The organism is Brevundimonas sp. TWP3-1-2b1 (assembly GCF_049896165.1).
Taxonomy (GTDB): Bacteria; Pseudomonadota; Alphaproteobacteria; order Caulobacterales; family Caulobacteraceae; genus Brevundimonas; species Brevundimonas subvibrioides_B.
This window is the reverse complement of the sequence record NZ_JAFCTT010000007.1, coordinates 175,539-201,919: the sequence shown is the minus strand read 5'-3', so window position 1 is coordinate 201,919 and position 26,381 is coordinate 175,539. Positions and strand designations below refer to the sequence as shown.

Sequence of the window (26,381 nt, the reverse complement as noted above, 5' to 3'; positions counted from 1 at the left end):
CTGGCCTTGGCCAGAACCATCGTGATCGCAGCCGTCAGCGTCGTCTTGCCGTGGTCCACGTGACCGATCGTGCCGATGTTGCAATGCGGCTTGTTACGTTCGAACTTTTCCTTGGCCATGGCCAAACTCCTGATGGCCCGGCTCGGGGGCGCTGGTGCTTATCAAAAATATGGAGCGGGTAGACGGAATCGAACCGACATATTCAGCTTGGAAGGCTGCTGTATTACCATTATACTATACCCGCACGGAAACCACGGCAGTCTTTTGTTTTCACAAAGAAACTTCCGCAGCTGATCGTCATCGAAAACCCTGTCGTCCGTATCGAAAGCGCGTGGTGGGGGAAGCAGGACTCGAACCTGCGAAGCTTACGCAGGGGATTTACAGTCCCCCCCCTTTGCCACTCGGGACATTCCCCCAGCGCGCCTTATCGATCCGTCCGAACCATCCCTGACCAATCTTTCGACCGGCGTCGGAACAAAAGGCTTCGGGGTCGGGACACGCCTGAGATAGAGGGAGCGCCAGACCCGAAAGCCCTAGGGCTCCAAATCGGAGGGCGTCTTATAGTGTCGAGAAATCCAGAACGCAACGACCGGAAATCGGGCCAAAAGCCGACCGGCAAACCGGCCTTCAAAGGCCGGTCCGGCGACGCTTCGCCAGAGTCCAAAGGGCCGCCCAAGGGCGGCCCCGACCGCGGTGGGTGGAACCCCAATCCGCCAACCAAGGCCTTCTCCACCGCCGCGCCGCGCGCCGGGCGGGGCAAGGTCGACGCCGACGGCTTCGTGTGGGGCCGTCATCCCGTGCTGGCGGCGCTGGCGAACCCGGCGCGCAAGGGCATGGGGCGTCTGCTGGCGACCGCCGATCGCGCCGCCGAGCTGGAACGCGACGGCATCCCCAACGGCCACAAGGTCGAGGTGATCGAATCGCTGGCGCTGGAGCGGATGCTGCCCGCAGGCGCGGTGCACCAGGGCCTGGCCTTCAAGGTCCAGCCGCTGGAAGGCGTGGCGCTCGAGGACTTCGCCGATCCGGCCGAGGGAATCATCGTCATGCTGGATCAGCTGACCGACCCCCAGAACGTCGGCGCCATCTTCCGCTCGGCCCTGGCGTTCGGCGCGCGGGGAATCATCGTGCAGGACCGGCATTCGCCGGTGCTGGCCGGAGCGCTCGCCAAGGCGGCGGCCGGGGCGACGGAGCGCCTGCCGTGCGCGCGGGTGACGAATCTGTCCCGGGCGCTGGAGCGGCTGGCCGATCTCGGCTGGCGGGCGGTCGGGCTGGATGGCTCGTCCGAGGAACTGCTGGAGAATGCGCTGGATCACCGGCCGACCGTTCTGGTCATGGGCTCCGAAGGCGACGGCATCCGCCGTCTTGTCGCCGAACACTGCGACGTCCTGGCGAGGATCCCCATGCCGGGCGGCTTCGAGAGCCTCAATGTGTCCAATGCGGCGGCCGTCGCCCTGTATGAGGCGACCAAGAAGCAACGCGGGTAGCGGCCTCCCTCCCCGTCGTCGTTCGGCGACGGGGAGGAGACTTGGCGCACGACGTTCGCGCCGCTAGAGACCGCCCATGGAATTCCTCAGCTCTCCCGAACTCGCCAGCCAGTTGACCGCACTGGGTCAGGTCATGGCCATCGACCTGGTGCTCGCCGGCGACAACGCCGTGGCCGTGGGCCTGGCCGCCGCCGCCCTGGCGCCCGAACAGCGCAAGAAGGCGATCCTGATCGGTCTGGCGGCCGCCGTCGTCCTGCGGATCGGCTTCGCCCTGATCACCGTCCAGCTACTGGCCATCGTCGGCCTGCTGCTGGCCGGCGGCATCCTGCTGCTTTGGGTCTGCTGGAAGATGTGGCGCGAACTGCAGGAGCATAAGACTCACGACCAGGCCGAGGCCGAGGCCGAGCTCGAAACCGCCCTGTCCGCCCACCACGGCGGCGGACCGGCCCCCGAGGCCCTGGGCCTCAAGCGCAAGACCTTCGGCGCCGCCCTGCTGCAGATCATGATCGCCGACGTGACCATGTCGCTCGACAATGTTCTGGCCGTGGCCGGCGCGGCGCACGAGCATCCGTGGATCATGGTGTTCGGCCTGATCCTGTCCATCGCCCTGATGGGCCTGGCCGCGACCTTCATCGCCAAGCTGCTGAACAAGTACCGCTGGATCGGCTACGTCGGCCTGGTCATCGTCCTGTATGTCGCCCTGCACATGATCTGGGACGGGGCGCGCTCCGTCGTGGTGCGGACCGGCAATCTGGAGCAATTTAACGCCTCCGCCCCGGCCTTCCTCGATATCTCCCCCTATGAGGTCGAGAAGTTCCAGCAGGGCGTGCGGACCGAGGACAGCGCTCTGCCCGGCGCGGGCGAGCCCCTGACCTCGCCTGATGCGGCGACCGAAGCGCCTTCCGCCCCGACGGGGACCGCAGTAGCGTCACCGGAGCCGGCCACGGCGGAATAGTCCGCCGGCCCGGGCGCAAGACGGAGGCTGAAGTGAGCGTCATTCTGATTTCCGCGCTGCTCGCGGGGCCGATGACGGCCGCGCCGGTCGCGCCGCTCGCGGTCGTCGTCCAGGCGGGCCCGCGATCCGTGCCGGTCGGCGACCCCCTGCGGCGGACGCTGCTGAATACGCTGCGTCCGTCGATCGAGGACGAGCTGAACCAGCCGGTGCAGTTCATGGTCGATCAGCTGAAGATCCAGGGCGACTGGGCCTTCTACGCCGGCTCGGTGCAGCGCCCGGACGGCCGCCCCATCGACTTCGCCCGGGCCGGCTTCGCCGAAGCGATCGCCGAGGGCGTGTTCGACGGCCCGGCGACCTATGGGCTGATGCACCGCGTGAAAGGACGCTGGACGGTGACTGTCTTCGTCATCGGACCGACCGACGTGGCCTATATCGGCTGGCCCGATGAATACGGCGCGCCGATGAGTCTGTTCGAATAGTTCTCGCTGAGGTAGTGCTAAGCGTCACTGTCTCGGTTCGAAAGCTCTAGAGATGTCTGCAATAAATTGGGTTGCCGCCAATCCGGTGGCAACCGCGGCAATCATAAGCTCGATCGCGCTTCTCGCCTCGGCGATAGTCGCAGCCGGTGTTGCGTGGTTCGGTCATGTCACAGCGCGAAAGAACGCACTGTTGGCGGCGAGAGCGCAGGCGGTAACCAAGCGCGCAGAAATGCGCCAAGCTTGGATAAACAATCTGCGCGACGCGATGGCCAAGTTCCAATCGTACGCATCTACGCCCGAGATGGCCCACCGATCAGAGCGAGAACTCTACGAACTAGGCACCAAAATCGAACTGTTTATGAATCCCAAGGATGACTTGTACGAGCCCCTTGTCGATTGCCTATACCAGTATCTCTCCGCAGAGACGCTGACCGAGAAGTGGTCGCCAAACTCGCGGTATGTGGACATCTGCCAGCAGATTCTTCGGACCGAATGGCTCGTACTGAAGGCTGAACTGGCCCACCTCGATGTCCGCTAGAAGTTGGCCCCGCGCAGCCAGCCGGTGACCGACACGCGGTCGGCCCCGGCCGACAGGGCGACCTGGGTCACCGAATGGGGCGCCGGGACCTTGAGCAGGTTCAGGGTGTTGAAGCGCGGGGTGAAGGCCTCGCCGACATTGCCCTCGGCATCGTGGAAGGCCAGCAGGCCGCCCCAGTCGATGCGCCAGCCGGGCGTCAGGCCCAGGACATAGGCATAGAGACGGTTCTTCCCCTCGGCCGTGTCGTCATGCTCGGTCAGGAAGTGACCCTTGCGGAAGCGGGTCAGCTGGGCGTCGGCCGAGGCGATGCGGGGCTCGCCCGTCGCCTGCCGCATCAGGCCCAGGAAGGCCTCGCCGTTGAGGAAGGCGACCAGATCGACCCAGACGGGAGCGGCCGCTCCGGCTTCGGCGAGATCGTAGATCGGGTGGTTGTCGAACAGGTACTGGAACGCGTCAGTCGCGGCGGTCTGCACGGCCTGGCCCAGGGCCTGACGTTGGTGCGGCTCCAGCGAATGCAGCCAGGCGCCGGGGAGATCGACATGACCGGTCGAGCGGCGGGTGACGACATTGAAGTCGGGCTGCTCCGCTTCGGCCCGCAGGTGTTCGGCACAGGAAGCCGCCAGCAGGTTGTGCAACTGGGCGCGGCCGGTGGCGGCGAGGCGCGCGCGCACCGCCGAGAGGGTCGCCGGGGAGTGATCCGCCAGCGTGGGCTTCACTGAGCCCCTCCGAACCGCTCGCTCCATTCACCGACCTGGACGTCCTCGATCTTCCTGAACAGGACTTCGGCCGCGGCGACGGTCTGGCCGCGCGGGAGTTGGTCCAGAAGCGCGGCGTCCGGCGCGGGCCAGCCGAGATCGGTCTCGCCCACGGCGGCGGCGATCTTCCCGGCCGAGAAGGGCATGACGGGCGCGGCAATGCGGGCGAACAGGGCGACCAGGTTCAGGCCCGTGCGAACACCCACGGCGGCGCGATCGACATCGGTCTTGAACGCGGTCCAGGGCGCGGCTTCCTGAAGGTATTCGTTGCCGAGGACCCAGACGGCGCGCAGGGCCTGGCAGGCCTTGCGGAACTCCAGGGCCTCAAAGGCCTCGGTCGCCTCGGCGATGCCGGCGCGGATGTCGGCATCGAGCTTCGCCTCCAGCGGGCCGGGTTCGCCGCCGTCGGGGACGACGCCGTCGAACTTCGACTCGGCGAACTTGACGATGCGGTTGACGAAATTGCCCAGCACGTCGGCCAGGTCCTTGTTCGTCGTCGACTGGAACTGTTCCCAGGTGAAGGCCGCATCCGACCCTTCCGGCCCATAGGCCGTCAGATGCCAGCGCCAGTAGTCGGCGGGCAGGATCTCCAGCGCCTGATCCATGAAGACGCCGCGCTTTTGCGAGGTCGAGAACTTGCCGCCGTACCAGTTCAGCCAGTTGAAGGCCTTCAGCGTATCGACGGTCTTCCACGGCTCGCCGGAGCCGAGGATGGTCGCGGGGAAGCTGACGGTGTGGAAGGCGACGTTGTCCTTGCCCATGAACTGGACGTAGCGGACGGGGTTTTCAGGATTGGCGGCGCCCTCGTCCAGCCGCCACCAGTCGCGCCAGGTCGTGCCGTTGGCCTCGGCCCATTCCTCGGTCGCGCCGATGTATTCGATCGGGGCGTCGAACCAGACGTAGAAGACCTTGCCCTCCATGCCCGGACGCGAACCGCCGTCGGGACCGACCACCGGCACGCCCCACTTCAGGTCGCGGGTGATGCCCCGGTCGATCAGGCCTTCGTCGAGGTGTTTGAGCGCGATCGAACGGGCCAGGGTCTGCCAGTCGGACTTCGACTCGATCCAGGCGCGGATCTGGCCCTCGATCTTCGTCTGCAGCAGATAGAGGTGGCGGGTGTCGCGAACCTCCAGATTGGTCGAGCCCGAGACCGACGAATAGGGGGCGATCAGGTCGGTCGGGTCCAGCAGGCGGCCGCAGTTGTCGCACTGATCCCCACGCGCGCCGACGTGGCCGCAATGGGGGCAGGTGCCCTCGACATAACGGTCGGGCAGGAAGCGGGCGTCGTCGATCGAATAGATCATCCGGTCGACCCGCTCCTCGATCAGGCCGTTCTCCTCCAGCACCTTGGCGAAATGCTGGGTCAGGCGGCGGTTGGGCTCGCGCGAGGAGCGACCGAACCAGTCGTAGCTGAGGCCGAAGGCGGCGCCGGCGGCCTTCTGGATCTCGTGCTGTTCGTCGCAATAGGTCTGGACGTCCTGGCCGGCGGCGGCGGCGGCCAGTTCGGCGGGCGTGCCGTGTTCGTCGGTGGCGCAGATGTACAGGACCTCATGGCCCTGAGCCCGCTTGAAGCGGGCGAAGACGTCGGCCGGCAGCATCGAGCCCGCCAGATTCCCCAGATGCTTGATGCCGTTGATGTAGGGCAGCGCCGAGGTGATGAGGATGCGGGCCATAGGAGCCTTGAAGTGGCGAGTGACGAGTGACGAGTGACGAGTGGCGTGTGGTTAGTGGCGATGCTTTGTCAGTCCGGCAAGGGCAACGCGGTTCTGGCGGCCCGGCTTACTCGCCACTAGCCACGCGCCACGCGCCACTCCTCTTGGCTACCCGCATGAACCGCCCCGTCAACAGGGCGGAAGACACCAGGCTGGCGATGATCACGGCCCAGACCAGGCCATTGACCCCGATCTGGTGCGCCAGGACCCAGCCCAGCGGCATCATGATCCCGCCATAAGCGGCGAAGTGGATGATCGTCGGCCACCAGACATCGCCCGCTGCGCGGTTGGCCTGGGCGGCGACGACCTGGATGCCGTCCGCCACGAAGAACAGGGTCGCCAGAACCAAGGCGGGGGCGGCGATGGCCAGCAGCAGGGGATCACGATTGTAGGCCCCGACCATCAGATGCGCGCTGGGCCAGACCAGCAGGGCGACGATCAGGGTCAGGCCGGTGACCACACCGATCCCGACCAGGCCTGCCCGCAACGCGCCTTCGCTGTCCCCTGCCCCATAGGCACGACCGACCAGCACGGCCGTCGCCGACGACAGGCCCATGGGGACCATGAAAACGATCGCGGACACGTTCAGCACCACGGCCCAGGCGGCGGTCTCGTTGGCGCCCAGCTGACCGGCGATGAAGGTCATGGCGGCGAAGGCCGCGACCTCGATGAAATAGGACGAGCCGCCGCCATAGCCGATGCGGCGCTGTTCGGCGGCGGCGACCGGATCGGGCCTCGGCCGGGTGAAGATCCCCAGCGCCCGCGCCTCCGGCAGGCGGACGATGTAGATCACCAGGAAGATCGCCAGAGCCGCCCGCGCGGCGAAGGTCGCCCAGCACGAGGCCTCGGCGCCACTGATGCCGAGGCCGAGGAGGTCGGGCACCAGCAGCAGGTTGAGGGCCAGGTTGACGCCGTTGGCGACCCACATGGCGACCATGCCGGGCTTGGGTTTGCCGAGCGCCTCGAGGAAGAACTGGGCCGCGACCGACACGAGATAGGCCGGCATGGACAGGGCGAGCACGATCAGGGCCGGGCCCGCGCCCTCGGCCAGACCGGCCTCGAGGTTGAGCTGGCGCAGGAGCCAGGGGCCGAGGAACACGAGGGCGATACAGGCGGCGACGCCGAGCTGCAGCGCATAGACGAGCCCGCGTCGGAGGACGGCGCCGACCTCGGCGCGGCGTCCCTCGCCCAGCATCCGGGCCGTCATGACCTGGACCCCGAACAGCAGGCCGACCGCCGTCACGACGATGATCGAATGCGGCGCCCAGGCCAGGGAATGGAAGGCCAGCTCGCGCGAGGCGTAGTTGCCGACCACGATCGCGTCGGTCAGCCCCATGGTCATGATGCCGATCCGCGCCAGCACAACCGGCCAGGCCAGGGTCAGAAGCTCGCGTGTCGCGGCGCGGGTGGAGGGGCTGAGGAACATCGAGTGGCGAGTGCTTCGTGGCGAGTGGCGAGGTGAGGCCGGGCGGCGGCTATAGCGACTTGCTCGCCACTAATCACTCGCCACTCGCCACTTCTTCACCAGGCCCCCATCTCGCGCAGCTGTTTCGCGAGATCCTCGGGCATGTCGCCGGCGTCGAGCGATGACAGGTCCGGCGGGGCGTCTTTCGGCTCGAGGTAGCGCCAACCCTGGAAGGGGCGACGGGCCTGGGGCGCGGTGCGGATGACCTCGGGCGACAGCTTGATCAGGCACATGGAGGCCTTGCCCTCCCCACTGGTCGAGATATCCAGAATGGGCATCCGGCAGGTCACCGATCCCTTCATGACCCAGTAGAGGGAGCCGCCGTCCTCGAGCTCGGGCGCGCGCTTGGGGGTCATCCGGGTGTTGACGGTCAGCCATTCGCCCTTGGCCGCGCGGCGTTCCAGTGTTTCCACGTGGACGACGCCGACGCACAGCTTGATCATGTGGAGAGGCATGGGCGGTCACTAGCATCTCCCTCCCCGACCGGGGAGGGTCGTCGCGAAGCGACGGGGTGGGAACGGCCAGGCGACGTGGCGACAGACCTGTGGGGCTTTGCCTTGCCGCCCCCACCCGGTCTTCGCTTCGCTTCGACCACCTCCTTGGATCGCATGCGATCCTTCGTCGACCCCCGAGGGGGAGGGAGAAGGCTACGTCGCCGCCACCACCGCCAGCACCGCATCCGCCGCCACCTGATCGCCGACCGCGAAGCCGATCTCGCCGACCACGCCGTCGAACGGCGCGACGAGGGCGTGCTCCATCTTCATGGCCTCCAGCACGATGATCGGCTGGCCCCTGGTCACGGCGTCGCCGGCCCTGGCGGGGGTGGCGACGATCTTGCCGGGCATGGGGGCGCGGAGGGAACCGTCCGAGGCTGAGCCGCCGCCGGCCCGTTCCGCCACGCCGCCGCGCCAGGCGACGCTGATCGCCTCACCGTCGGCGAACAGGATGTCGCCGTCATCCTCTCCATAGGCCCAGTTGAAGACCCGGTCACCGACCAGAACCTGCTGGTTGACGACCTCGGCCGGAATCTGATCCGCGCCAATCAGCCATTTGAACCCGTCCGTCGTGTCGGTCAGGACGGGCCGGACGACGGGCTTGCCGCCGATGCGGGCGGCATAGCTGGCGCTCGACGGGCCATTCAGGCGGAAGCCGAACGTCGCGCCGGGCAGACCCTCGAACGGCGACGCCCTGTCCGCGCCCTTGAACCCGGTGCGGGCATGCCACCCGTCTTCGGCCGCCAGGGCGATGGCGGCGGCTTCGATGTCCGGGTCGTGCGCGGCCGCCAGCGCGTCCGCCTCCGCCGCGATCAGGCCCGTATCGACATCGGCCGTCACGAAACGGGAATGGCGCAGCAGGCGGGTCAGGAATCCGGCGTTGGTCCTGACCGGCCAGACCTCGACCTCGCTGCAGGCCTGCGCCAGCCGTTCGGCTGCCGCCTCCCGCGTGTCCTCGTGCACGATCAGCTTGGCGATCATGGGATCGTAGAACTGGCTGACCTCGCCGCCCTGTTCGACGCCGGTGTCGATGCGGATGTCGTCAGGCAGGACGAAATGATCCAGCCGCCCGATCGAGGGCAGGAAGCCGTTGGCCGGATCCTCGGCATAGAGGCGGGCCTCCATGGCCCAGCCCTTCATCGGGATGTCGGCCTGTTTCAGCGGCACGGGCTCGCCGGCCGCGGCGCGGAACTGCCATTCGACCAGGTCGACGCCGGTAATGGCCTCGGTCACAGGGTGTTCGACCTGGAGACGGGTGTTCATCTCCATGAACCAGATGCGGTCGGCCTTCAGACCGTCGGAGGCGTCGGCGATGAACTCGATGGTGCCCGCCCCGACGTAGTTCACGGCCCTGGCGGCCTTGACGGCGGCGTCGGTGACGGCGGCGCGGGTTGCGGCGTCCATGCCCGGCGCCGGAGCCTCCTCGATGACCTTCTGGTGGCGGCGTTGCAGGGAGCAATCGCGCTCGTACAGGTGGACGACCTCGCCGTGGCTGTCGCCGAACACCTGAACCTCGATGTGACGCGGCGACAGGATGTATTTCTCGATCAGGACCCGGTCGTCGCCGAAGCTGGAGGCCGCCTCGCGCCGGCACGAGGCCAGGCCGTCGAGGAAGGCTTCGCTGGCATCGACGCGCCGCATGCCCTTGCCGCCGCCGCCCGCGACGGCCTTGATTAGGACCGGATAGCCGATGGCGTCGGCCTCAGCCTTCAGGTGCGCCGGGGTCTGGTCCTCGCCCATATAGCCGGGCGTGACCGGGACCCCGGCCTCGACCATCAGCTTTTTGGCGGCGTCCTTGAGCCCCATGGCGCGGATCGCGGCCGGCGGGGCGCCGATCCAGACGATGCCCGCCGCCATCACGGCTTCCGCAAACTCGGCGTTCTCGGACAGGAAGCCGTAGCCGGGGTGGATGGCCTCGGCGCCCGTGGCCCTGGCCGCCGCCAGCACCTTGTCGGCGACGAGGTAGGATTCGCGCGCCGCCGCGGGGCCGATCAGGACGGCCTCATCGGCCTCGCGGACATGCAGGGCCCCGGCGTCGGCCTCCGAATAGACGGCGATCGTGCGGATCCCCATCCGCTTTGCGGTGCGGAAGACGCGACAGGCGATCTCGCCACGATTGGCGACCAGGACGGACTTGAACATGGGCCCGGTTTAGAGGGGCGGAGGGCGATTGTCTCCTCCCTCGCCGGGGGAGCGCGACTCCAAAAAAGAGTCGACAGAGTCGACAGAGTCTACATCGACGGACGTGTGGCGGCGGCGATGTCAAAGACCGGGAGACAGTGTCTCACGGTTTTCAGAAGCGCTTGGAATAAAGCTATAAATCACGGCCGGGCATTGGAATTACATAGAAATTCCGGGCGTGCGTTGATGGGTATGGCCCAAAGTCCGCGCATCCCCGCGAAGGCGGGGACCCAGGTTTTAACTACACCACCGCACACAGATCGAGATCCGCGCACACTTGATGACAGTCATCGCCCAAAGCACTGGGTCCCCGCCTTCGCGGGGATGCACGGAACCAGATGAGCCTACTCCGCCCAGCGCGGGGCGCGCTTGTCGAGGAAGGCGCGGACGCCTTCCTGGCCTTCGTTGGAGACGCGGGCGCGGGCAATGCGTTTGGCGGTCTCCTCCATCAGGCCATGGTCGATATGGCGTCCGGCGACGTCGCGAACCAGTCGCTTGGCCTCGCCCATGGCGCCGGGGGCGTTCTGGGTCAGGCTGTCGGTCAGCATGGAGATGAACTCGTCCATCGAGCCCTCGGGCAGGACCATGTCGACGATCCCGGCGTGGGCCGCATAGTCGGCGTCGAAGATGTTGGCGGTCAGGAACAGCTGCTTCGCGCGGCGGGCGCCGACGGCCTCGATCACATAGGGGGCGATGGTCGCGGGGATGAGACCCAGCTTGACCTCGGAGAAGGCGAAACGACTGCCTTCGACCGCCACGGCCATGTCGCAGGCGCAGACGATCCCCGCCCCGCCGCCCATGGCCGCGCCCTCGACGAGAGCCACGGTCAGGGCCGGGATGTCGTGCAGGGCCTTGAGCATTTTCGCCAGCATCATGGCGTCGTCGCGGTTGTCGCTCTCGGACCAGCCGGCGGCGTCGGCCATCCAGTTCAGATCGCCGCCGGCGCTGAAGGTGCCGCCCGCGCCGCGGATGAAGACCACGCGCACATTGTCGGCCCCGTGCAGCGTCTCGAACGTCTCGTACAGGGCCGCGACGGTGGCGGCGTCGAAGGCGTTCTTCTTGTGCGGCCGGTTGATGGTGATGAAGACCACGCCGTCGGCGGTGCCGTCCACCTGGATCAGGTCGTCGTTGGCGTCGGGCGCCGGGTCGCTCAACAGCGGGTGGGAGATCGCATTGATCTCGGCGGCCTCGGCATCGGTGATGTCCAGCGCGTTCAGGTCGGCTTCGGTGGGTTTGTCGGGCATGGGAAACTCCTCAATCACATCCTGAACACGCCAAAGGTCGTGTCGGCTATCGGTGCGTTCAAACTGGCCGAGATGGCCAGGCCGAGAACGTCGCGGGTCTGGGTCGGGTCGATGACTCCGTCGTCCCACAGCCGGGCGGTGGCGTACCAGGGACTGCCCTCGTCCTCGTATTTCTGACGAACGGGCGCCTTGAAGGCTTCGGCCTGTTCGGGGGTCCAGCTGTCGGCGTCGCGGTGGACGGTGGCGAGCACTGACGCCGCCTGTTCCCCGCCCATGACGCTGATCCGGCTGTTGGGCCAGGTGAACAGGAAGCGCGGGCCGAAGGCGCGGCCGCACATGCCGTAGTTGCCGGCGCCGAACGAGCCGCCGATCAGGATGGTGAACTTGGGCACGCTGGCCGAGGCGACGGCGGTGACCAGTTTGGCGCCGTCCTTGGCGATGCCGCCGGCCTCGTATTTTCCGCCGACCATGAAGCCGGAGATGTTCTGCAGGAAGACCAGCGGGATCTTCCGCTTGCAGGCCAGTTCGATGAAGTGGGCGCCCTTCAGCGCGCTCTCGGAGAAGAGCACGCCGTTGTTGGCCAGGATGGCGACCGGATAGCCCCAGATGCGGGCGAAGCCGCAGACCAGGGTCGTGCCGTAGAGCGACTTGAACTCCTCGAACTCCGAGCCGTCGACGAGGCGGCCGATGACCTCGCGCACGTCATAGGGGGCGCGGACGTCGTCGGGGATCAGGCCATAGAGTTCGGCGGGGTCGAGAACGGGATCACGCGGCTCGCGCACGTCCATGTCGACGCGTTTGACGCTGTTCAGATGGCCGACGATGTCGCGGACGATCTCCAGCGCGTGTTCGTCGTTGTCGGCGACATAGTCGACGACGCCGGACTTGCGCGAATGGGTCTCGGCGCCGCCCAGGTCCTCGGCCGAGATGACCTCGCCGGTGGCGGCCTTCACCAGCGGCGGGCCGGCCAGGAAGATGGTGCCCTGGTTCCTGACGATGACCGTCTCGTCGGACATGGCCGGGACATAGGCGCCGCCGGCGGTGCAGGAGCCCATGACGCAGGCGATCTGGGGGATGCCCTTGGCCGACATCTGCGCCTGGTTGAAGAAGATGCGGCCGAAGTGGTCGCGGTCGGGGAAGACCTCGGCCTGGTGCGGCAGGTTGGCCCCGCCGGAATCGACCAGATAGACGCAGGGCAGGTTGTTCTGTTCGGCGATCTCCTGGGCCCGGAGATGCTTCTTCACCGTCATCGGGAAATAGGCGCCGCCCTTCACCGTCGGGTCGTTGGCGACGATCATGACCTCGCGGCCCGAGACGCGGCCGACGCCGCAGATCATGCCGGCGCCCGGCGCGGCGTCGCCGTACATGCCGTTGGCGGCGAGCTGGCCGACCTCGAGGAAGGGTGAGCCGGGATCGAGCAGGCGTTCGACGCGGTCCCGAGGCAGAAGCTTGCCGCGCGAGACGTGGCGGTCGCGGCTGGCGTCCGATCCGCCGCGACCGGCCTTGGCCACCCGCTCGCGCAGCTCGACGTTCAGGGCCGTGTTGTGGGCGTGGAGCGCCTTGAAGGTCGGCGATTGCGGGTCGATGGCGGAGGTCAGCTTCGGCATGGCGCGAGGTTTAGGGGGCGATGAAGAGGAAGGCAAAGGGTGCGCAACGGTCTCTCCCTCCCCGTCCGGGGAGGGTGGCCGCGAAGCGGCCGGGTGGGGGCGGCCGGCGAGCCGGACGCCGATCGCCCGTGTTTCGCCGCGCCCTCCCCACCCGGTCTCCGCTTCGCTCCGACCACCCTCCCCCGAGGGGGAGGGAGAGGGTTACTTGCGGAGCAGCCGATCCCGCGCCGCATTCAGCCGCGCCGCCAATCCCTCGGTGCCGCCCTGATCCGGGTGGGCGCGCCCCATGAGACGGCGCCAGGCGGCGTTGATCGCTTCGGGGGCGGCATCGGCGCCGACACCGAGGATCGAGCGGGCCTCGACGTCCCCGAGGGTTTCGCGCTTCGCCGCGACCTGCCGCATGCGAGACGCCACGGTCAACCAAAGCGCCGCCCCGACCAGCGCGCCGCCACTGATCCACGCGCCCTTCGACAGGACCAGGGCTCCTCCGGCCAGCATGGCGGCCGATATGAGCGTGGCGGCGACTCGCCATTGGCCGCGCCGGGGACCCTCGGTCTGACGGCCCAGGCGGACGAGGGCCCAGACGCCGATGCCGACCAGCACCAGCCAGATCAGACCCATGGCGGGACCTGGGTCAGGCCGCCGCGTCCAGGGCCGGCAGAGCGACCTCATCCAGGCCCAGAGACTGCATCAGGTTGCGCATCTCCTGACGCGCGGCGACGTGGGCCAGGGACACGGCCACGGGGCGGACCTCGTTCGACAGATCTGCGACGGTCAGGCCGAAGGGGAAGAGCTCGCGGTAGATGACCCGGTCGCGCAGGCCCGGACCGACGCGGAAGCCGACCCGCTTGGCCAGTTTCTGCATCTTCTCTTCCAGGCGGCGACGGTTGCGCGCCTCGGCGACGGCCATGCGGTTGGTGATGATGACCCAGTCGATGGCGGCGTGGCGGCCTTCCGAGATCGCGCGGTGCTTGCGGGCCTCCCAGACGCTCTCGGAATAGGTCGAGGGCTTGAGAAGGTCGAGGGTCACCGGGTCGACCGTGCCCAGCATGTCGAAGTCGACGAAGCTGTCGTTCATCGGGGTGACGATCTGGTCGGCGCGGGCGTGGGCCGCACGCGACAGGGCGGTGTCGCCGCCGGGGGTGTCGATCAGGATGACTTCGGCCGCTTGCGCTTCGGCGAAGGCGGCTTCGAAACGAGAGAGTTGTTCGGTCTCGTCGGCCCTGGCCAGAGCCTTGCCGTCGCCGAGGTCCGGCTCGATCGGCATGGGCAGGGTCACGCCGTTGGCGGCGGTCCAGGCGGCGCGGTGGGCGAAGAAGTGGCTCATCGATCGCTGGCGCAGGTCCAGGTCCAGGATGGCCACGCGCCGGCCCGCGTGCAGCAGTCCGCACACGATATGGATGGCCAGGGTAGACTTGCCCGCCCCGCCCTTTTCGTTGCCGACGACGATGACCTGAGGCTGCGCCATGAACCGATGATCCGAAAGCTGGCGACGACCGACTCACTCGCCGGTCGCCATGGTCCGCCAGAATCGGGCGCGACGCCGCTTCCGTCAACGAAAGGTTAAAACACGGCTGTGGAACATGTTTGGGCGCTATCGCTCGACGCGCGGCGTCTCACTGCTTGAGCAGTCCAGGTCCGATAGAACGAATCGACATTCAGCCTTGTCATCCCGGAAATCGCGCTGGCGATTATCCGGGACCAAAAGACGTCTGTTCGACCCTCCCGGAAGACGCGAAGCGGCTGTCCGGGAGACAGCAAATGGCCGTCGGGCCTTCTCCCGGATAATCGCCAGCGCGATTTCCGGGAGTCTGACGCTCAGCGTTCAGCGTCCCGGCTCTCCGCTTCGCTGCGGCCGGGATGACAAGCGTCTGGAACGCTGAATGTCGATTCGTCCTAGCGCTCCCGACGCAGTTGCTCGCTGCCTGAGCGCGAACCTAGCCCCGGCGCAGGCAACCCAGCTGTGCCGCATCGGCGGCGCGGCAGACGGCGCGGGCGGCGTCGGCGGGGGCGACGACCTTGAGGCGGGTCAGGCGGCGGCCATCGACCTCAACCGCTTCGAACACAGGAGACAGTTCGGCAACCGCATGGCCGGCTGAGGCGATACGCGTCCAGGCGGCGCGGGCGGCGCCCGGGCTGGAGAAGGCGCCGAGTTGCAGCGTCGTGCGAGGCGCCGTGAGCGCAGTTGGGGCCGCCCGAGTGGCGCGGACCACAGTGCGTTCGACACGGGGCGGCTGCATTCGGTCCGAGACCTGCTGGACGACCGCCTCAGCCACCATGGGGGCCGCGGCCTCGATCAGGGCGGGTGCGGCGCGTTCGACCGCGCCGCGCAGGCCGGCGTCGCGCGCGTCCCACAGATCGTGCGGATCCATGACCTCGACCCGCAGCGCGCCCGGGTTCGCGACCGCTTCGGTCATGGCCAGCGCGGGACGCAGGCCGCCCTCGGCCGCCGTGCGCACGGGGCGATGCCCACTGTGGAGCGGCCCCCCGTCAAGAGGGATGTCGGCCACGATCTGGGCCATCGACTCAAACCGGTGCGGGTCGCCCTCGACCAGGCTGCACGACGAGGTCGCGAGGCCGGCGAGACCGAGGAGCACTGGACGAAGCATTCTGCTGGGCGTCATAAGCCGACCCATAGCCCGGCACCTTTTGCCGTCCCGTGCACGAACAGGCTTAAGTCGAAGGGTTAACCCGGTAAGCATGACTGAGAACGCTCCTCCCCTTCCCGTCGCACGCACCGTCGAGGCGTTGCGCGCGACCGTGCGCGACTGGCGTCGTCAGGGCTTCACCGTGGCCTTCGTGCCGACCATGGGTGCCCTGCACGAAGGCCATCTGACCCTGGTGCGCGAGGCCGGACGGCGGGCGGACAAGGTGGTCGCCAGCGTCTTCGTCAATCCGACCCAGTTCGCGGCGCATGAAGACCTCGGCGCCTATCCGCGTCGCGAGACAGAGGATGCGGGGTTGCTGGCCGGGGCCGGATGCGACCTGCTGTTCGCGCCGACGGTCGGGGAAATGTATCCGGAGGGCTTCTCGACGTCGGTCGGGGTGTCGGGTCCGTCGCAAGGGCTGGAGACCGACTTCCGGCCGCATTTCTTCGGCGGGGTGGCCGTGGTCGTGGCCAAGCTGCTCAACCAGGTCCAGGCCGACGTCGCCGTGTTCGGAGAGAAGGACTATCAGCAGCTGCTGGTGGTTCGCCGCATGGCCCGTGATCTGGACATCCCGACCGAGATCGTGGGTTCGGCAACCGAGCGGGACGGGCACGGTTTGGCCCTGTCGTCGCGCAACGCCTATCTGGCCGAGGCCGAGCTGACGGTGGCGCGCAGGCTGAACGGCATCCTGGCCGAGGCGGCGATGAAGGCGGCGGACAGGCGTCCGCTCGCAGCGGTGGAGCGGCAGGCCTATGCCGAGCTGCTGAAGGCCGGGTTCGAGGGGGTGGACTATGTCGCCGTGCGCCGCGCCGACGATCTGGCGGCGTTTGCGAACGGGGTCGTCGATGGACCGGCCCGGATCCTGGCCGCCGCATGGCTGGGAAAAACGCGGCTGATCGACAACATGGCGCTATGATCAGCCCGAGGCGAGCCGGGCCAGGCGTGGCTTGACGATCGGAATGGTCAGCATCGTCGAGCCCAGCGCCATCAGCAGCAGGGCGGTGAAGGTCTCGTTGGTGATGATCTGCTTGTCCAACAGAATGTTGGCGAAGATGATCATGATCAGGGCCTTGGTCTGCAGCAGCCAGCCGATGATCGTCGCCTCCCCTTTCGGCCACTTCAGGATGCGACCCGCCAGCTGAACCCCCGCCAGCTTGCCGGCGACGGCGGCCAGCAAAAGCAGGGCCGCGGCGCCGAACACGGCCGCGCCGCCGACGCCCCACTGGGTGCGCAAACCCGTCGACAGGAAGAAGACCGGCATTATCGTCAGCAGGACGATGTGGCGAAAGCCGTCCATCTCGGCCTCGTCGAACCAGTCCTTTTCCATCACCACCCCGGCCAGGAAGGCCCCGACCATGAAGTGCAGGCCGGCCCAGTCACAGACCAAGCCCATGGCGGCCAGCCAGATCAGGCCGACGTACCAGCGGTCGGTGCGGGGCATGCGCTGCATCAGGGCGCGCAGGGCGATCGAGGCGATCGGGAAGCCGACCAGGAAACCGGCCTGACGCCCCAGCCGGTCCCAGTCCAGGATGATCAGGGCCAGAACGCCCCAGATGGCGATGTCGTCCAGGCTGGCATAGCGCAGGACACGCTGGCCCAGCGGTTTCCTGAGAATGCCCAGCTTGTCGAGAAACAGCACCAGGATGGGCAGGGCCGTGACCGCGCAGGCCATGCCGATGCCGGCGATCGTCTGCCACGTCGTCGCCCGTGCGCCGATCCAGCCGGGAAACTGCAGCATCACGGCCGCCGCCCCACAACCGAACAGCAGCGGCGTGGCCAGCGCCAGGCCCGCCGTCATCCCCGTCTCGCCCCGGCTGGCCCAGGCCTGTTTCAGATCCAGCTCGATCCCGGCCAGCCAGACGAAGATCATCACCGCCCACCAGGCGATGCCGTTCAGCGCCGAGACGACCTGCGGATTGAAGACGAAGGCGTAGTAGTCGGGAAAGGTCGCGCCCAGAACGCCCGGCCCCAGGAGGATTCCGGCGATAATCTGAACCACCACCAGGGGGGCGTAGTGATCGGTCTTCAGCAGTCGCCAGACCAGCCAGGGCAGGCTGAAGATGATCAGCATGGCGATCAGGAAGACTTCCGTCGTATTCATGCGGGGCCCATCGCGATCCAAACGCGCGACCCAGTCCTAGCCGATTCCAGCCAAGCTTGACGAACGCGTTTGCGCGGATTTCATTCCCCGCGGGATAACGGGGGGATTTGAGATGAAGCGGACCGATCTGGTCGCGTGTCTGGGCACGGCCGCACTGCTGGCCGGATGCCAGCCGACGATAGAAACCCAGGTCGGCACGGACGCTGCGGACGGCCCCCGGGTCATCGCCGCGTCCGACATCGAGGCAGGCCGCTATGTCGTTCTGGTCGGCGGCTGCAACGACTGCCATACGCCGCAGTATGCCCTGACCGGCGGGGCCCAGCCGCCCGAAAGCGAGTGGCTGAAGGGGTCGACCGAGGGCCACACCGGGCCGTGGGGCACGACCTATGGCAAGAACCTTCGCATGACCGTCGGCCGGATGACTGAAGACCAGTGGGTCGAACTGCTGGCCACAGGCTCCAGCCTGCCGCCCATGCCATGGCCCAGCGTCCGCGCGATGTCGGAGGCCGACAAGCGCGCCGTCTATCGCTACATCAAGTCCTTGCCGGGCGACCCGGGCCAGCCTGCGCCGGCCCCGCTGCCGCCCGGTGCGACGCCGCCCGCTCCGGCGGTCTAGCCGATCGCGCCGACACAACCCTCGGCGTCGCCGGGGGTCAGGTCGGCCTCGGTCAGGGCCAGAGTCCAGCCGTGGTGGGTGTTCAGGCCCCAGCGACGCGCGCCGCCGCCGTCGCCGGCGTCTCCGCCCGCGCTGACCACGACCCGGCGGCCCCTGGGCAGGGCGGCCGGGTCGATCTTGCCCACAGCCAGAGAGGTCGGCTGACCACCGGCCGAGCCGAAGCCGTCGAAGACGCTCAGGCTCGACCAGTCGCGGCGCAGACCGACCCACCAGGAATCTTCGGTATTCACGGCCAGAACGGCGACACCCTTGCCCTCGGCGGCGAAGGCGAGCGCGGCCTGCGGGTCGCGGACCATGCGGATCGAGGCGGCCGTGCCGAAACGATGGCGGGCGCCGTCGAAGGCGCGGGTCGGGTCGGTCGGAGCCCAGACCTGGACCTGAAGCTGGCCCTGGCGCGCCAGACCCCAGCCGACGATCTCGCGCCACAGGCCCTCGACGGCGACGGCGTTCTCGGGATCGGCCCTGGCCATGACGCGGCTGAGAACGGTCTGTTCGCGGTCGGGGCGCAGCTTGGTGTGGGGGCCGTGGGGCGCGTCCTTGGCCTGGCCGACCTTGGCGGCGATGGCGAGGCGGCGCTGGAACAGGACCAGGAGTTCGTCGTCGACGAGGTCGATCTCGTGACGCAGGGCGGCCAGGGCCATCTGCTCGGGCGACATCTCTTCGGGATTCATGTCGGGCCAGACTTGCTGGAGGTTCGAATTCGGCATGGGATTTGAGCTTTCACGGGATGCATTTCGATGAAGGGCGAAGGGGTGCGCCGCCGCCCTGGTTGAGGGCGGTCGCCGGCGAGGCTGTCAGGAGCGAGGAATGCTCGAGGCCTCAGCCGGCGTATCGAAAGCCGTAAAAATAGGAGCCGAGATAGCAGGCAGCCGCGCGCGAACGGAGCGAAAGGGGCGAAAGCGAAGCGCGCAGCGGGGACATGAGTCGAACCGGTTGTGAGGATCGTGTGCGATCCATGGGACCCTAAGACACGCAACGATCGTGCGACGTCAACCCGGTTCGCGGGCCAGAAGAACAAATCGCGTGCGGTTGTCGTCGGAATCCTGAAGATCGTTGCGCAGAACCGTCAGTCCGTAAACCTCGGCCGCGGCGACCGGCGCGATGGCGGCGCGGGTGCGGTCGCCCAGTGCGGCGACCTCCCGGGCGGCCCCGGCGGTGTCGAAGGCCTCGATGATCTCGAAGCCCATGTCGGCCAGGGTCCGGGCGCATTGGCGCAGGGCGATGGGATGGCTGGACACGGTGCGGATCTGTTCGAACCCGGCGCCGTCGATGGCCATCAGGGCCATGCGGATGGGCCGCCAGGCATCGCCGACGATCGGCAGGCCGGCCTCGGCCACCAGGGTCGCCGCTGGCTCCACGACACCGATGGTCGAGTTCTCGACCGGGATCAGGGCGCAGTCGCAGTCGCCCGACTGCACGGCGGCGATGACCGCGGCGAAGGTCTCATACGGCACATGCTCGTCCCAGGGACGCAGGTCCGTGCAGGCCTCGTGGCTGAAGGCCCCGGGGGCGCCCTGGTAGGCCGTGCGGCCTGCCCGGTCCTCGCTCTCCGGTCTGCCGACAGCCCCGGTGGTCATGCCGCCTTCGACCTGTTGAGGCGGCCCGACTTCAGACGCTCCGCCACCAGGAAGGCCAGCTCCAGCGCCTGGTCGGCGTTCAGGCGCGGGTCGCAGTGGGTGTGGTAACGGCTCGACAGGTCGTCCTCGGACACGGCCTGGGCCCCGCCCAGGCATTCGGTGACGTTCTGGCCGGTCATTTCCAGGTGGACGCCGCCGGGGTGGACGCCCTCGTGCTCGGCCACCTCGATGAAGCCCTTCACCTCGCCCAGGATGCGGTCGAACGGTCGGGTCTTGTAGCCATTGGAGGCCTTCAGCGTGTTGCCGTGCATCGGGTCGATCGACCAGATGACCTTCTTGCCGTGCGCCTTGGCGGCCTTCATCAGGCGCGGCAGGCGGTCGTGAACCTTGTCGTGGCCGAACCGGCCGATGATGGTCAGACGGCCCGGGATGTTCTCCGGGTTCAGGGCGTCGATCAGCGGCAAGAGGTCGTCACGCTCCATGGTCGGGCCGCACTTCACGCCGATCGGATTCTTGATCCCGCGCATGAACTCGACGTGGGCGCCGTCCAGCTGACGCGTGCGCTCGCCGATCCACAGCATGTGGGCGGAGGTGTCGAACCATTCGCCCGAACCGCCGTCGAGGCGCGTCAGGGCGCTCTCGACATTCAGCAGCAGCGCCTCGTGCGAGGTGAAGACCTCGACACGCGACAGGTCCGGATGGGATTCGGGCGTGACGCCGACCGCCTCCATGAAGGCCAGGGCCTCGGCGATCTTCTCGGCCAGTTCGCGGTACTGGGCGCCGACGCCGCCATCGGCGAAGCCTTGGGTCCAGCGATGGATGTTGTAGAGGTCGGCATAGCCGCCGCCGGCGAAGGCGCGCAGCAGGTTCAGGGTCGAGGCCGACTGGTTGTAGGCCTTCAGCAGACGCTGGGGATCGGGGATCCGCTCCTCGGGCGTGAAGGCCGAGCCGTTGATGTTGTCGCCGCGGTACGATGGCAGCTCGACGCCGTCGATCTCCTCCACCGCCGAGGACCGCGGCTTGGCGAACTGGCCGGCGATGCGGCCGACCTTCACCACGGGCTTGCGACCCGCGAAGGTCAGGACGACGGCCATCTGCAGGATCAGGCGGAAGGTGTCGCGGATGTTGTCGGTCGAGAACTCCTTGAAGCTCTCGGCGCAGTCGCCGCCCTGAAGCAGGAAGGCGTCGCCGCGTTCGACCTGGGCCAATTTGGCCGTCAGGCTGCGGGCCTCGCCCGCGAACACGAGGGGCGGCAGGGTGCGCAGCTCGTCCTCGACGGCGGCGAGCGCGCGCGGGTCCGGATAGTCCATCGGCATGTGCACGATGGGTTTGTTTCTCCAGGATTCAGGGGTCCAGCGCTTGGTCATTGCGGAAGAATAGGCCTCTCGCGGTTGCGAAACAACAAATGTGGTCTCCTCCCTGCTCGCCGCCTGGCGAATGGGGAGGTGGATCCGTAGCGAAGCGGAGGAGACGGAGGGGTTCTTGCCGCCGTCAGAACCCCTCCGTCAGCTCGCGAAGAGCTCGCCGCCACCTCCCCATCGCTGCGCGACAGGGAGGAGACATTACCCCGCGCTCGTTTCCTGCGACTGTTTGACCTTCAGGGTCACCAGTTCCTCGGCCATCGTCGGGTGGACGGCGCAGGTGGCGTCCCACTGGGCCTTGGTCAGGCCGGCCTTCACGGCGATCGCGGCCAGCTGGATCATCTCCGGCGCCTCGGGGCCGACGATGTGGACGCCGACCACGCGGTCGGTGTCGGCATCGACGACCAGCTTCATCAGCACCCGCTCATCACTGCCGGTAAAGGCGTATTTCATCGGCCTGAAGCGGGCCACATAGACATCGACGCCCTTGACGCAGGTGTGGCGGGCCTCGCTTTCGGCCAGGCCGACGACGCCGACAGGCGGCTGGCTGAAGACCGCCGTGGCGACGGCCTCGTAGTCGAAATGCTGCGGGTTGTCCTTGTAGACCGTCTCGTGGAAGGCCACGGCCTCGCGGATGGCGACCGGGGTCAGGTTCATCCGGTCGGTGACGTCGCCAATGGACCAGATGTTGTCGGCGGTGGTCCGGGACAGGGCGTCGACCTTGATCGCGCCCTTCTCGTTCAGTTCGACCCCGGCGGCTTCCAGCCCCAGATCGACCACGTGCGGGACCCGGCCGGTGGCGAACATGACGACGTCGGTCTCGATCTCCATGCCGTTTTCCAGAACGTTCATCAGACCGGTTGCGGTCTTTTTGATCTCGGCGTGCTGGCAGCCCAGGATCACCTTGATGCCGCGCTTCTCGATCTCGCCGGCCAGGTGGGCGCGCACATCGTCGTCGAAACCGCGCAGGATGTTCGGGCCGCGATAGATCAGGGTCGTTTCGACCCCCAGACCCGCAAAAATGCCGGCGAACTCCACCGCGATATAGCCGCCGCCCGCGATCAGGATGCGTTTGGGCAGTTCCGGCAGGTGGAAGGCCCCTTCCGAGGAGATGGCGTGTTCGATGCCCGGCAGGTCGTCCGGCATCCAGGGCCGGCCGCCGGTGGCGATCAGGATGCGTTCGGCGGTGATCGTCTGGTCCTTGCCGACGATCTCGACGGTGTGGGCATCCTTCAGGACCGCACGGCCGTGGATCAGCTCGACCCCCGCCTTGCCGAGGTTGGCGGCGTAGATGCCCGACAGTCGGGCGATCTCGACGTCCTTGGCCTGGATGAATTTCGGCCAGTCGAAGCTGGCCTCCACCGTCCAGCCATAGCCCACGGCGGTTTCGAACTGGTGGGCGAAGTCCGAGGCCATCACCATGAATTTCTTCGGCACGCAGCCCCGAACGACGCAGGTGCCGCCGACGCGGAACTCCTCGGCTATGGCGACGCGCTTGCCGCCGAGGCCCGTCAGACGCGCCGCGCGTACCCCGCCGGAGCCGGCGCCGATGACGAAGAGGTCGTAGTCGTAGTCGGCCATGGCGATCTCGAAGCGGACGGGAAACACAGTCCGAAGCGTCCGAAGCGTCCGGAGAGGCCGGACGTCGCTGGCGGCGTCGGCGGATGGATTTAGGCGCCGCTGACACTCGGGACAAGCGCCCTGCCCGCTTCAGTTCCAGGCCTCGGGGCCCCCTCCCCGTCCAGCCGCGATGGCAGGGCTCGAACGGGCCGGCGTCGGGCCTCAGGAACGCGCTCATCGCGCGGCGCATCTGTCGCTTTCCGGCCACGTCAGGCGCGTTGAATCAGCCGCAGTTGAACAACCACAGATCAGTGTTAGCCTTGTCTCCGGGACCTGTTCAGGAGAGACGCCGTCATGCTTACGCTCGCTGCCCTGGCCGTCATGGCCACCCTGTCGATCGAGGGCGACGCCAATGCGTCGATCCGGCCGCTCCAGGTCGCACCGCAGGTCGCCCAGACGGGCGAACCGGTCAGGCTGGAGGACATCGAGGTCACGGGCCGTCCGCTGGACTCCATGATCCTGAACTTCGTCGAGGAGGTCGCCGCCCCCGCCCATCGTCGCGGGCTGGCCCGCTGGGATGCGACGGTCTGCGTCGGCGTCGCCAACCTCCGCAACGACGTTGGGCAATACATCGTCGATCGTGTGCAGACGGTGGCCCAGGATCTCGGCCTGGAAACCGGCCGCCCGGGGTGCCAGCCCAACGTCATCGTCATGGCCGCTGCGGATGCGGACGAAGCGACCGAAGAGCTGACACAGCGCCGCGCCCGGTTCATGATGGGCGGATCCGGAATGGATCGTGGACATACGGCCTTCGAAGCGTTCCAGACTTCGGATGAACCGGTGCGCTGGTGGACGGTCAGCATGCCGGTGGACAGCGACACCGGTCTTCGCGCTGTACGCCTTCCGGGCGATTGCCGGCTGGAGTGCGATAAGCCGATCACCTATGCGCCCATCGTTTCGACCCGGTTCGCCTCACGGCTGACGACCCAGATCGTCAATGAGATCATCCAGACCGTGGTCGTCGTCGACGTGGATCAGGTCGCCAACGTCTCGACGCAGCAACTGGCCGATTATGTCTCGATGGTCATATTCGCCCAGATCAATCCGGAAGCAGACACCAGCGCCTACGCCTCTGTGCTGAACGTGTTCGATGCGCCTGAGACCGCCGAAGGCCTGACGCAGTGGGACCTCGCCTATCTCGAAGGCCTGTATGACGCCCGGCGCACCCTGCGCAGCACGCGGGCGAGCAATCGCGAGATCGCCTCGTCGATCCACCGTGCCCATGCCCGGCTGAACAGCGCCGAACAGTAGGACCTGAGCGGCGTGGCGGTCAGGGCAGCCTGATCTCCACGCCCGAGTCCGTGCCGATGATCGCCTCGTCAGCGAGGTCGAGGAACAGGCCGTGCTCGACCACGCCGGTGATCAGCTTCAGGTCGTCAGCGAGACGGACCGGGTCATGGATGGCCTGGCATCTGGCGTCGTAGATGACGTTGCCGCCGTCGGTGCGGACCACGCCGCGATCCGCCTGACGCAGGCGGGCGGGCATCTGGATGTCGTGGTCGATCAAGACGTCGGCGATGCGGTTGCCCGTCGTCTTGTGACCGAAGGCGACCACCTCGATCGGCAGGGGAAAGGCGCCCAGAACCGGCACGACCTTGGCCGCGTCGGCGATGACAATGCAGCGGCGGGACGCCTCCCACACCAGTTTCTCGCGCAGCAGGGCCGCGCCGCCGCCCTTGATCAGGGCCAGACCGGGCCCGATCTCGTCGGCGCCGTCGACGGTCAGGTCGATGCGGGAGACATCCTCCAGCGTGACCAGCGGCAGGCCCAGTTCCCGGGCCAGGTCGGCGGTCTTCTCCGAGGTCGGGACGCAGCGCAGGCCGGTCAGGCCACGCGCCGCCAGCGCCTTGACGAACCAGGCGGCGGTGGAGCCGGTGCCCAGGCCCACGACCATGCCGGCCTCGACGCGCAGGGCGGCGGCTTCTCCGGCGCGCTGTTTTTGCAGATCGCTCATCGTCCCTCTCCCGTGGGGAGAGGGCTTGAGCGCCCGAGAGCGCAGCGATCGGTCTTGCGCGAAAGGGTGAGGGGTAGAGGCCAACCGGTGAGGGCGAACCCCTCACCCTTTCGGCTGAACGCATCGCTGCGCTCTGCGAGCCTCAAGCCCTCTCCCGCCGGGAGAGGGATCATGATCTGCTCTCCCTGATCGCTTTCGCCTTGTCGCGGAAGGCCGCGCCGGCGCCGTCCTTGTTGACCTGACGTCCGCGCGCCAGGGCCAGGGCTTCGGCAGGCACGTCCTCGACGATCACCGAGCCCGAGCCGACGATGGCGCCCGCGCCGATGGTGACCGGGGCGACCAGAGACGCGTTCGAGCCGACGAAGGCCCCCTCGCCCACCGTGGTCTTCGCCTTGTTGTACCCGTCGTAATTGCAGAAGATCACGCCCGCGCCGATGTTGGCGCCAGCCCCGACCGAGCCGTCGCCGAGATAGGACAGGTGGTTGGCCTTGGCGCCAGGCTCCATGCGGACATTCTTGACCTCGACGAAGTTGCCGACCTTGGCCCCCTCGCCCAGGTCCGCGCCGGGCCGCAGGCGGGCGTAGGGGCCGACCTCGGCGCCGGTCGCCACCGTGGCGCCCTCGATATGGCTGAAGCTGCGGATGCGGGCGCGCTCGGCGACGCGGGCGCCGGGGCCGAAGACGACGAATGGCTCAATGATTGATCCGGCCCCGATTTCCGTGTCCCAGGCGAAGTGGACGGTGTCCGGCGCCGCCATGGTGACCCCGGCGGCGAGGAAGGTCTCGCGCTGGACCTTCTGGAACAGGGTCTCGGCCCCGGCCAGTTCGGACTGGGCGTTGACGCCCATGACGGAGTCCTCGGACGCCATGGTCACCCGGGTCGGTTCGCCGCGTTTGCGGGCCAGTTCGACCACGTCGGTCAGGTAGTATTCGCCCTTGGCATTGTCGTTCCTGACCTCGGCCAGCAGGGAGAACAACAGGCCCACAGGGGCAGCCATGACGCCAGAATTACAAGTGGTTATGGCCAAAACCTCAGGCGACGCCTCCTTGGCCTCGGTGATAGCGGCGAGAGTTTCGCCGTCCATGACCAGACGGCCATAGGCGCCGGGGTCGGCGGCCTCGAAGCCGATCACGGTGACGCCGTCGTGCGTCTCGAACACCGCCTCGATGTCGGCGGCGCGCAACAGGGGCACGTCGCCATAGGTGACCACGACCTGACCGATGAAGTCGCCCAGCACGGCCTCGGCGGCGCGGACGGCGTGGCCCGTGCCCATGGGCGGGTCCTGGACCGCGACGGCGTCCTCGCCCAGACGCGCCACGACATGGGCGCGGACCTCCGGGGAGTGGGCGCCGACCACGACGACGATCCGCTCGCAGTGCAGGGCCTCGGCCGCATCGATGGCGTGGTCCAGCATGGCGCGATGGCCGACGGGGTGCAGCACCTTGGGCAGGGGCGACTTCATCCGCGTGCCCTGGCCGGCGGCAAGAATGATGGCGGCTCTGGGATGGGGAGTGGTCATGAATCAGTCCG

General features: G+C 67.9%; 25 protein-coding genes and 2 tRNA genes. 7 read left to right on the top strand and 20 right to left on the bottom strand.

Annotated elements, in window-relative coordinates:
* The 3 genes from ACP7AB_RS09080 to ACP7AB_RS09070 all read right to left on the bottom strand — a co-directional run.
* Positions 1-119: GTP-binding protein (locus ACP7AB_RS09080; RefSeq protein WP_426038994.1), on the bottom strand; the 119-nt coding region annotated here is incomplete at its 3' end.
* A gap of 51 nt (positions 120-170) precedes the next feature.
* A tRNA-Gly gene (locus ACP7AB_RS09075) sits at positions 171-244 on the bottom strand.
* Positions 245-332: 88 nt separating this feature from the next.
* Positions 333-416, bottom strand: a tRNA-Tyr gene (locus ACP7AB_RS09070).
* A gap of 147 nt (positions 417-563) precedes the next feature.
* Between ACP7AB_RS09070 and rlmB the strand changes: the two genes are divergently transcribed.
* The 4 genes from rlmB (at position 564) to ACP7AB_RS09050 (ending at position 3,456) form a co-directional block, all read left to right on the top strand.
* Positions 564-1,484, top strand: a complete 921-nt coding sequence (gene rlmB / locus ACP7AB_RS09065) for a 23S rRNA (guanosine(2251)-2'-O)-methyltransferase RlmB (RefSeq protein WP_425990127.1) — start codon at positions 564-566, stop codon at positions 1,482-1,484.
* Positions 1,485-1,560: 76 nt separating this feature from the next.
* Positions 1,561-2,439, top strand: coding sequence for a TerC family protein (locus ACP7AB_RS09060; RefSeq protein WP_425990125.1), 879 nt, complete (start codon positions 1,561-1,563; stop codon positions 2,437-2,439).
* Between the two features lie 32 nt (positions 2,440-2,471).
* Positions 2,472-2,918 carry a hypothetical protein gene (locus ACP7AB_RS09055; RefSeq protein WP_425990123.1) on the top strand — a complete coding sequence of 149 codons (447 nt, stop codon included), beginning with the start codon at positions 2,472-2,474 and terminating at the stop codon, positions 2,916-2,918.
* A 52-nt stretch (positions 2,919-2,970) separates the two neighbouring features.
* The gene (locus tag ACP7AB_RS09050) at positions 2,971-3,456 is read left to right on the top strand and encodes a hypothetical protein (RefSeq protein ID WP_425990121.1); all 486 of its coding nucleotides are present in this window, start codon (positions 2,971-2,973) and stop codon (positions 3,454-3,456) included.
* Here ACP7AB_RS09050 and ACP7AB_RS09045 read toward each other — a convergent pair.
* The 10 genes from ACP7AB_RS09045 to ACP7AB_RS09000 all read right to left on the bottom strand — a co-directional run bounded on the left by ACP7AB_RS09045 (position 3,453) and on the right by ACP7AB_RS09000 (position 15,523).
* Positions 3,453-4,172: a 2OG-Fe(II) oxygenase gene (locus ACP7AB_RS09045; RefSeq protein ID WP_425990119.1), complete on the bottom strand. Its 720-nt coding sequence runs from the start codon at positions 4,170-4,172 to the stop codon at positions 3,453-3,455. The genes ACP7AB_RS09050 and ACP7AB_RS09045 overlap by 4 nt on opposite strands.
* Positions 4,169-5,884, bottom strand: coding sequence for a methionine--tRNA ligase (gene metG, locus ACP7AB_RS09040; RefSeq protein WP_425990117.1), 1,716 nt, complete (start codon positions 5,882-5,884; stop codon positions 4,169-4,171). The genes ACP7AB_RS09045 and metG overlap by 4 nt, the downstream gene beginning before the upstream one ends.
* A gap of 106 nt (positions 5,885-5,990) precedes the next feature.
* Entirely contained in the window at positions 5,991-7,349 is a 1,359-nt protein-coding gene (locus ACP7AB_RS09035) for an MATE family efflux transporter (RefSeq protein WP_425990115.1), read from the bottom strand.
* A gap of 95 nt (positions 7,350-7,444) precedes the next feature.
* Positions 7,445-7,843, bottom strand: a complete 399-nt coding sequence (locus ACP7AB_RS09030) for a DUF1489 domain-containing protein (protein WP_425990113.1) — start codon at positions 7,841-7,843, stop codon at positions 7,445-7,447.
* Between the two features lie 192 nt (positions 7,844-8,035).
* Positions 8,036-10,024, bottom strand: a complete 1,989-nt coding sequence (locus ACP7AB_RS09025; RefSeq protein WP_425990111.1) for an acetyl/propionyl/methylcrotonyl-CoA carboxylase subunit alpha — start codon at positions 10,022-10,024, stop codon at positions 8,036-8,038.
* Positions 10,025-10,407: 383 nt separating this feature from the next.
* Positions 10,408-11,307, bottom strand: a complete 900-nt coding sequence (locus tag ACP7AB_RS09020; protein ID WP_425990109.1) for an enoyl-CoA hydratase-related protein — start codon at positions 11,305-11,307, stop codon at positions 10,408-10,410.
* A 14-nt stretch (positions 11,308-11,321) separates the two neighbouring features.
* The gene (locus ACP7AB_RS09015; RefSeq protein WP_425990108.1) at positions 11,322-12,914 is read right to left on the bottom strand and encodes a carboxyl transferase domain-containing protein; all 1,593 of its coding nucleotides are present in this window, start codon (positions 12,912-12,914) and stop codon (positions 11,322-11,324) included.
* A gap of 201 nt (positions 12,915-13,115) precedes the next feature.
* Positions 13,116-13,535: a J domain-containing protein gene (locus tag ACP7AB_RS09010; RefSeq protein ID WP_425990106.1), complete on the bottom strand. Its 420-nt coding sequence runs from the start codon at positions 13,533-13,535 to the stop codon at positions 13,116-13,118.
* Between the two features lie 13 nt (positions 13,536-13,548).
* Entirely contained in the window at positions 13,549-14,382 is an 834-nt protein-coding gene (locus ACP7AB_RS09005; protein WP_425990104.1) for a division plane positioning ATPase MipZ, read from the bottom strand.
* A gap of 469 nt (positions 14,383-14,851) precedes the next feature.
* Positions 14,852-15,523, bottom strand: coding sequence for an SPOR domain-containing protein (locus ACP7AB_RS09000; protein ID WP_425990102.1), 672 nt, complete (start codon positions 15,521-15,523; stop codon positions 14,852-14,854).
* A 91-nt stretch (positions 15,524-15,614) separates the two neighbouring features.
* On the opposite strand from ACP7AB_RS09000, the gene panC reads away from it, so the two are divergent.
* Positions 15,615-16,478, top strand: coding sequence for a pantoate--beta-alanine ligase (gene panC / locus ACP7AB_RS08995; protein ID WP_425990100.1), 864 nt, complete (start codon positions 15,615-15,617; stop codon positions 16,476-16,478).
* Here the strand turns inward: panC and ACP7AB_RS08990 are convergent, their stop codons facing one another.
* On the bottom strand, positions 16,479-17,663 hold the full coding sequence (locus tag ACP7AB_RS08990; protein ID WP_425990098.1) for a cation:proton antiporter: 1,185 nt from the start codon (positions 17,661-17,663) through the stop codon (positions 16,479-16,481).
* Between the two features lie 112 nt (positions 17,664-17,775).
* Here ACP7AB_RS08990 and ACP7AB_RS08985 point away from each other — a divergent pair, with 112 nt between their 5' ends.
* On the top strand, positions 17,776-18,279 hold the full coding sequence (locus tag ACP7AB_RS08985) for a cytochrome C (RefSeq protein ID WP_425990096.1): 504 nt from the start codon (positions 17,776-17,778) through the stop codon (positions 18,277-18,279).
* Here the strand turns inward: ACP7AB_RS08985 and ACP7AB_RS08980 are convergent.
* The 4 genes from ACP7AB_RS08980 to gor form a co-directional block, all read right to left on the bottom strand.
* Entirely contained in the window at positions 18,276-19,046 is a 771-nt protein-coding gene (locus ACP7AB_RS08980) for a chorismate mutase (RefSeq protein WP_425990094.1), read from the bottom strand. The genes ACP7AB_RS08985 and ACP7AB_RS08980 overlap by 4 nt on opposite strands.
* A 282-nt stretch (positions 19,047-19,328) precedes the next feature.
* Positions 19,329-19,916, bottom strand: a complete 588-nt coding sequence (locus ACP7AB_RS08975; RefSeq protein WP_425990092.1) for a prephenate dehydratase domain-containing protein — start codon at positions 19,914-19,916, stop codon at positions 19,329-19,331.
* Complete coding sequence (locus ACP7AB_RS08970) at positions 19,913-21,283, bottom strand: class II 3-deoxy-7-phosphoheptulonate synthase (protein WP_425990090.1); 1,371 nt, start codon at positions 21,281-21,283, stop codon at positions 19,913-19,915. The genes ACP7AB_RS08975 and ACP7AB_RS08970 overlap by 4 nt, the downstream gene beginning before the upstream one ends.
* Before the next feature lie 195 nt (positions 21,284-21,478).
* Positions 21,479-22,858, bottom strand: a complete 1,380-nt coding sequence (gene gor, locus ACP7AB_RS08965) for a glutathione-disulfide reductase (RefSeq protein ID WP_425990145.1) — start codon at positions 22,856-22,858, stop codon at positions 21,479-21,481.
* Between the two features lie 333 nt (positions 22,859-23,191).
* Between gor and ACP7AB_RS08960 the strand changes: the two genes are divergently transcribed.
* Positions 23,192-24,148 carry a hypothetical protein gene (locus tag ACP7AB_RS08960; protein WP_425990088.1) on the top strand — a complete coding sequence of 319 codons (957 nt, stop codon included), beginning with the start codon at positions 23,192-23,194 and terminating at the stop codon, positions 24,146-24,148.
* 19 nt (positions 24,149-24,167) lie between these two features.
* On the opposite strand, the gene rpiA is transcribed toward ACP7AB_RS08960, so the two are convergent.
* Together rpiA and glmU are read right to left on the bottom strand one after the other, a co-directional pair.
* Positions 24,168-24,851: a ribose-5-phosphate isomerase RpiA gene (rpiA, locus tag ACP7AB_RS08955; protein ID WP_425990087.1), complete on the bottom strand. Its 684-nt coding sequence runs from the start codon at positions 24,849-24,851 to the stop codon at positions 24,168-24,170.
* Positions 24,852-25,020: 169 nt separating this feature from the next.
* Positions 25,021-26,370 carry a bifunctional UDP-N-acetylglucosamine diphosphorylase/glucosamine-1-phosphate N-acetyltransferase GlmU gene (glmU, locus tag ACP7AB_RS08950; RefSeq protein ID WP_425990085.1) on the bottom strand — a complete coding sequence of 450 codons (1,350 nt, stop codon included), beginning with the start codon at positions 26,368-26,370 and terminating at the stop codon, positions 25,021-25,023.
* Positions 26,371-26,381: the final 11 nt, after the last annotated feature.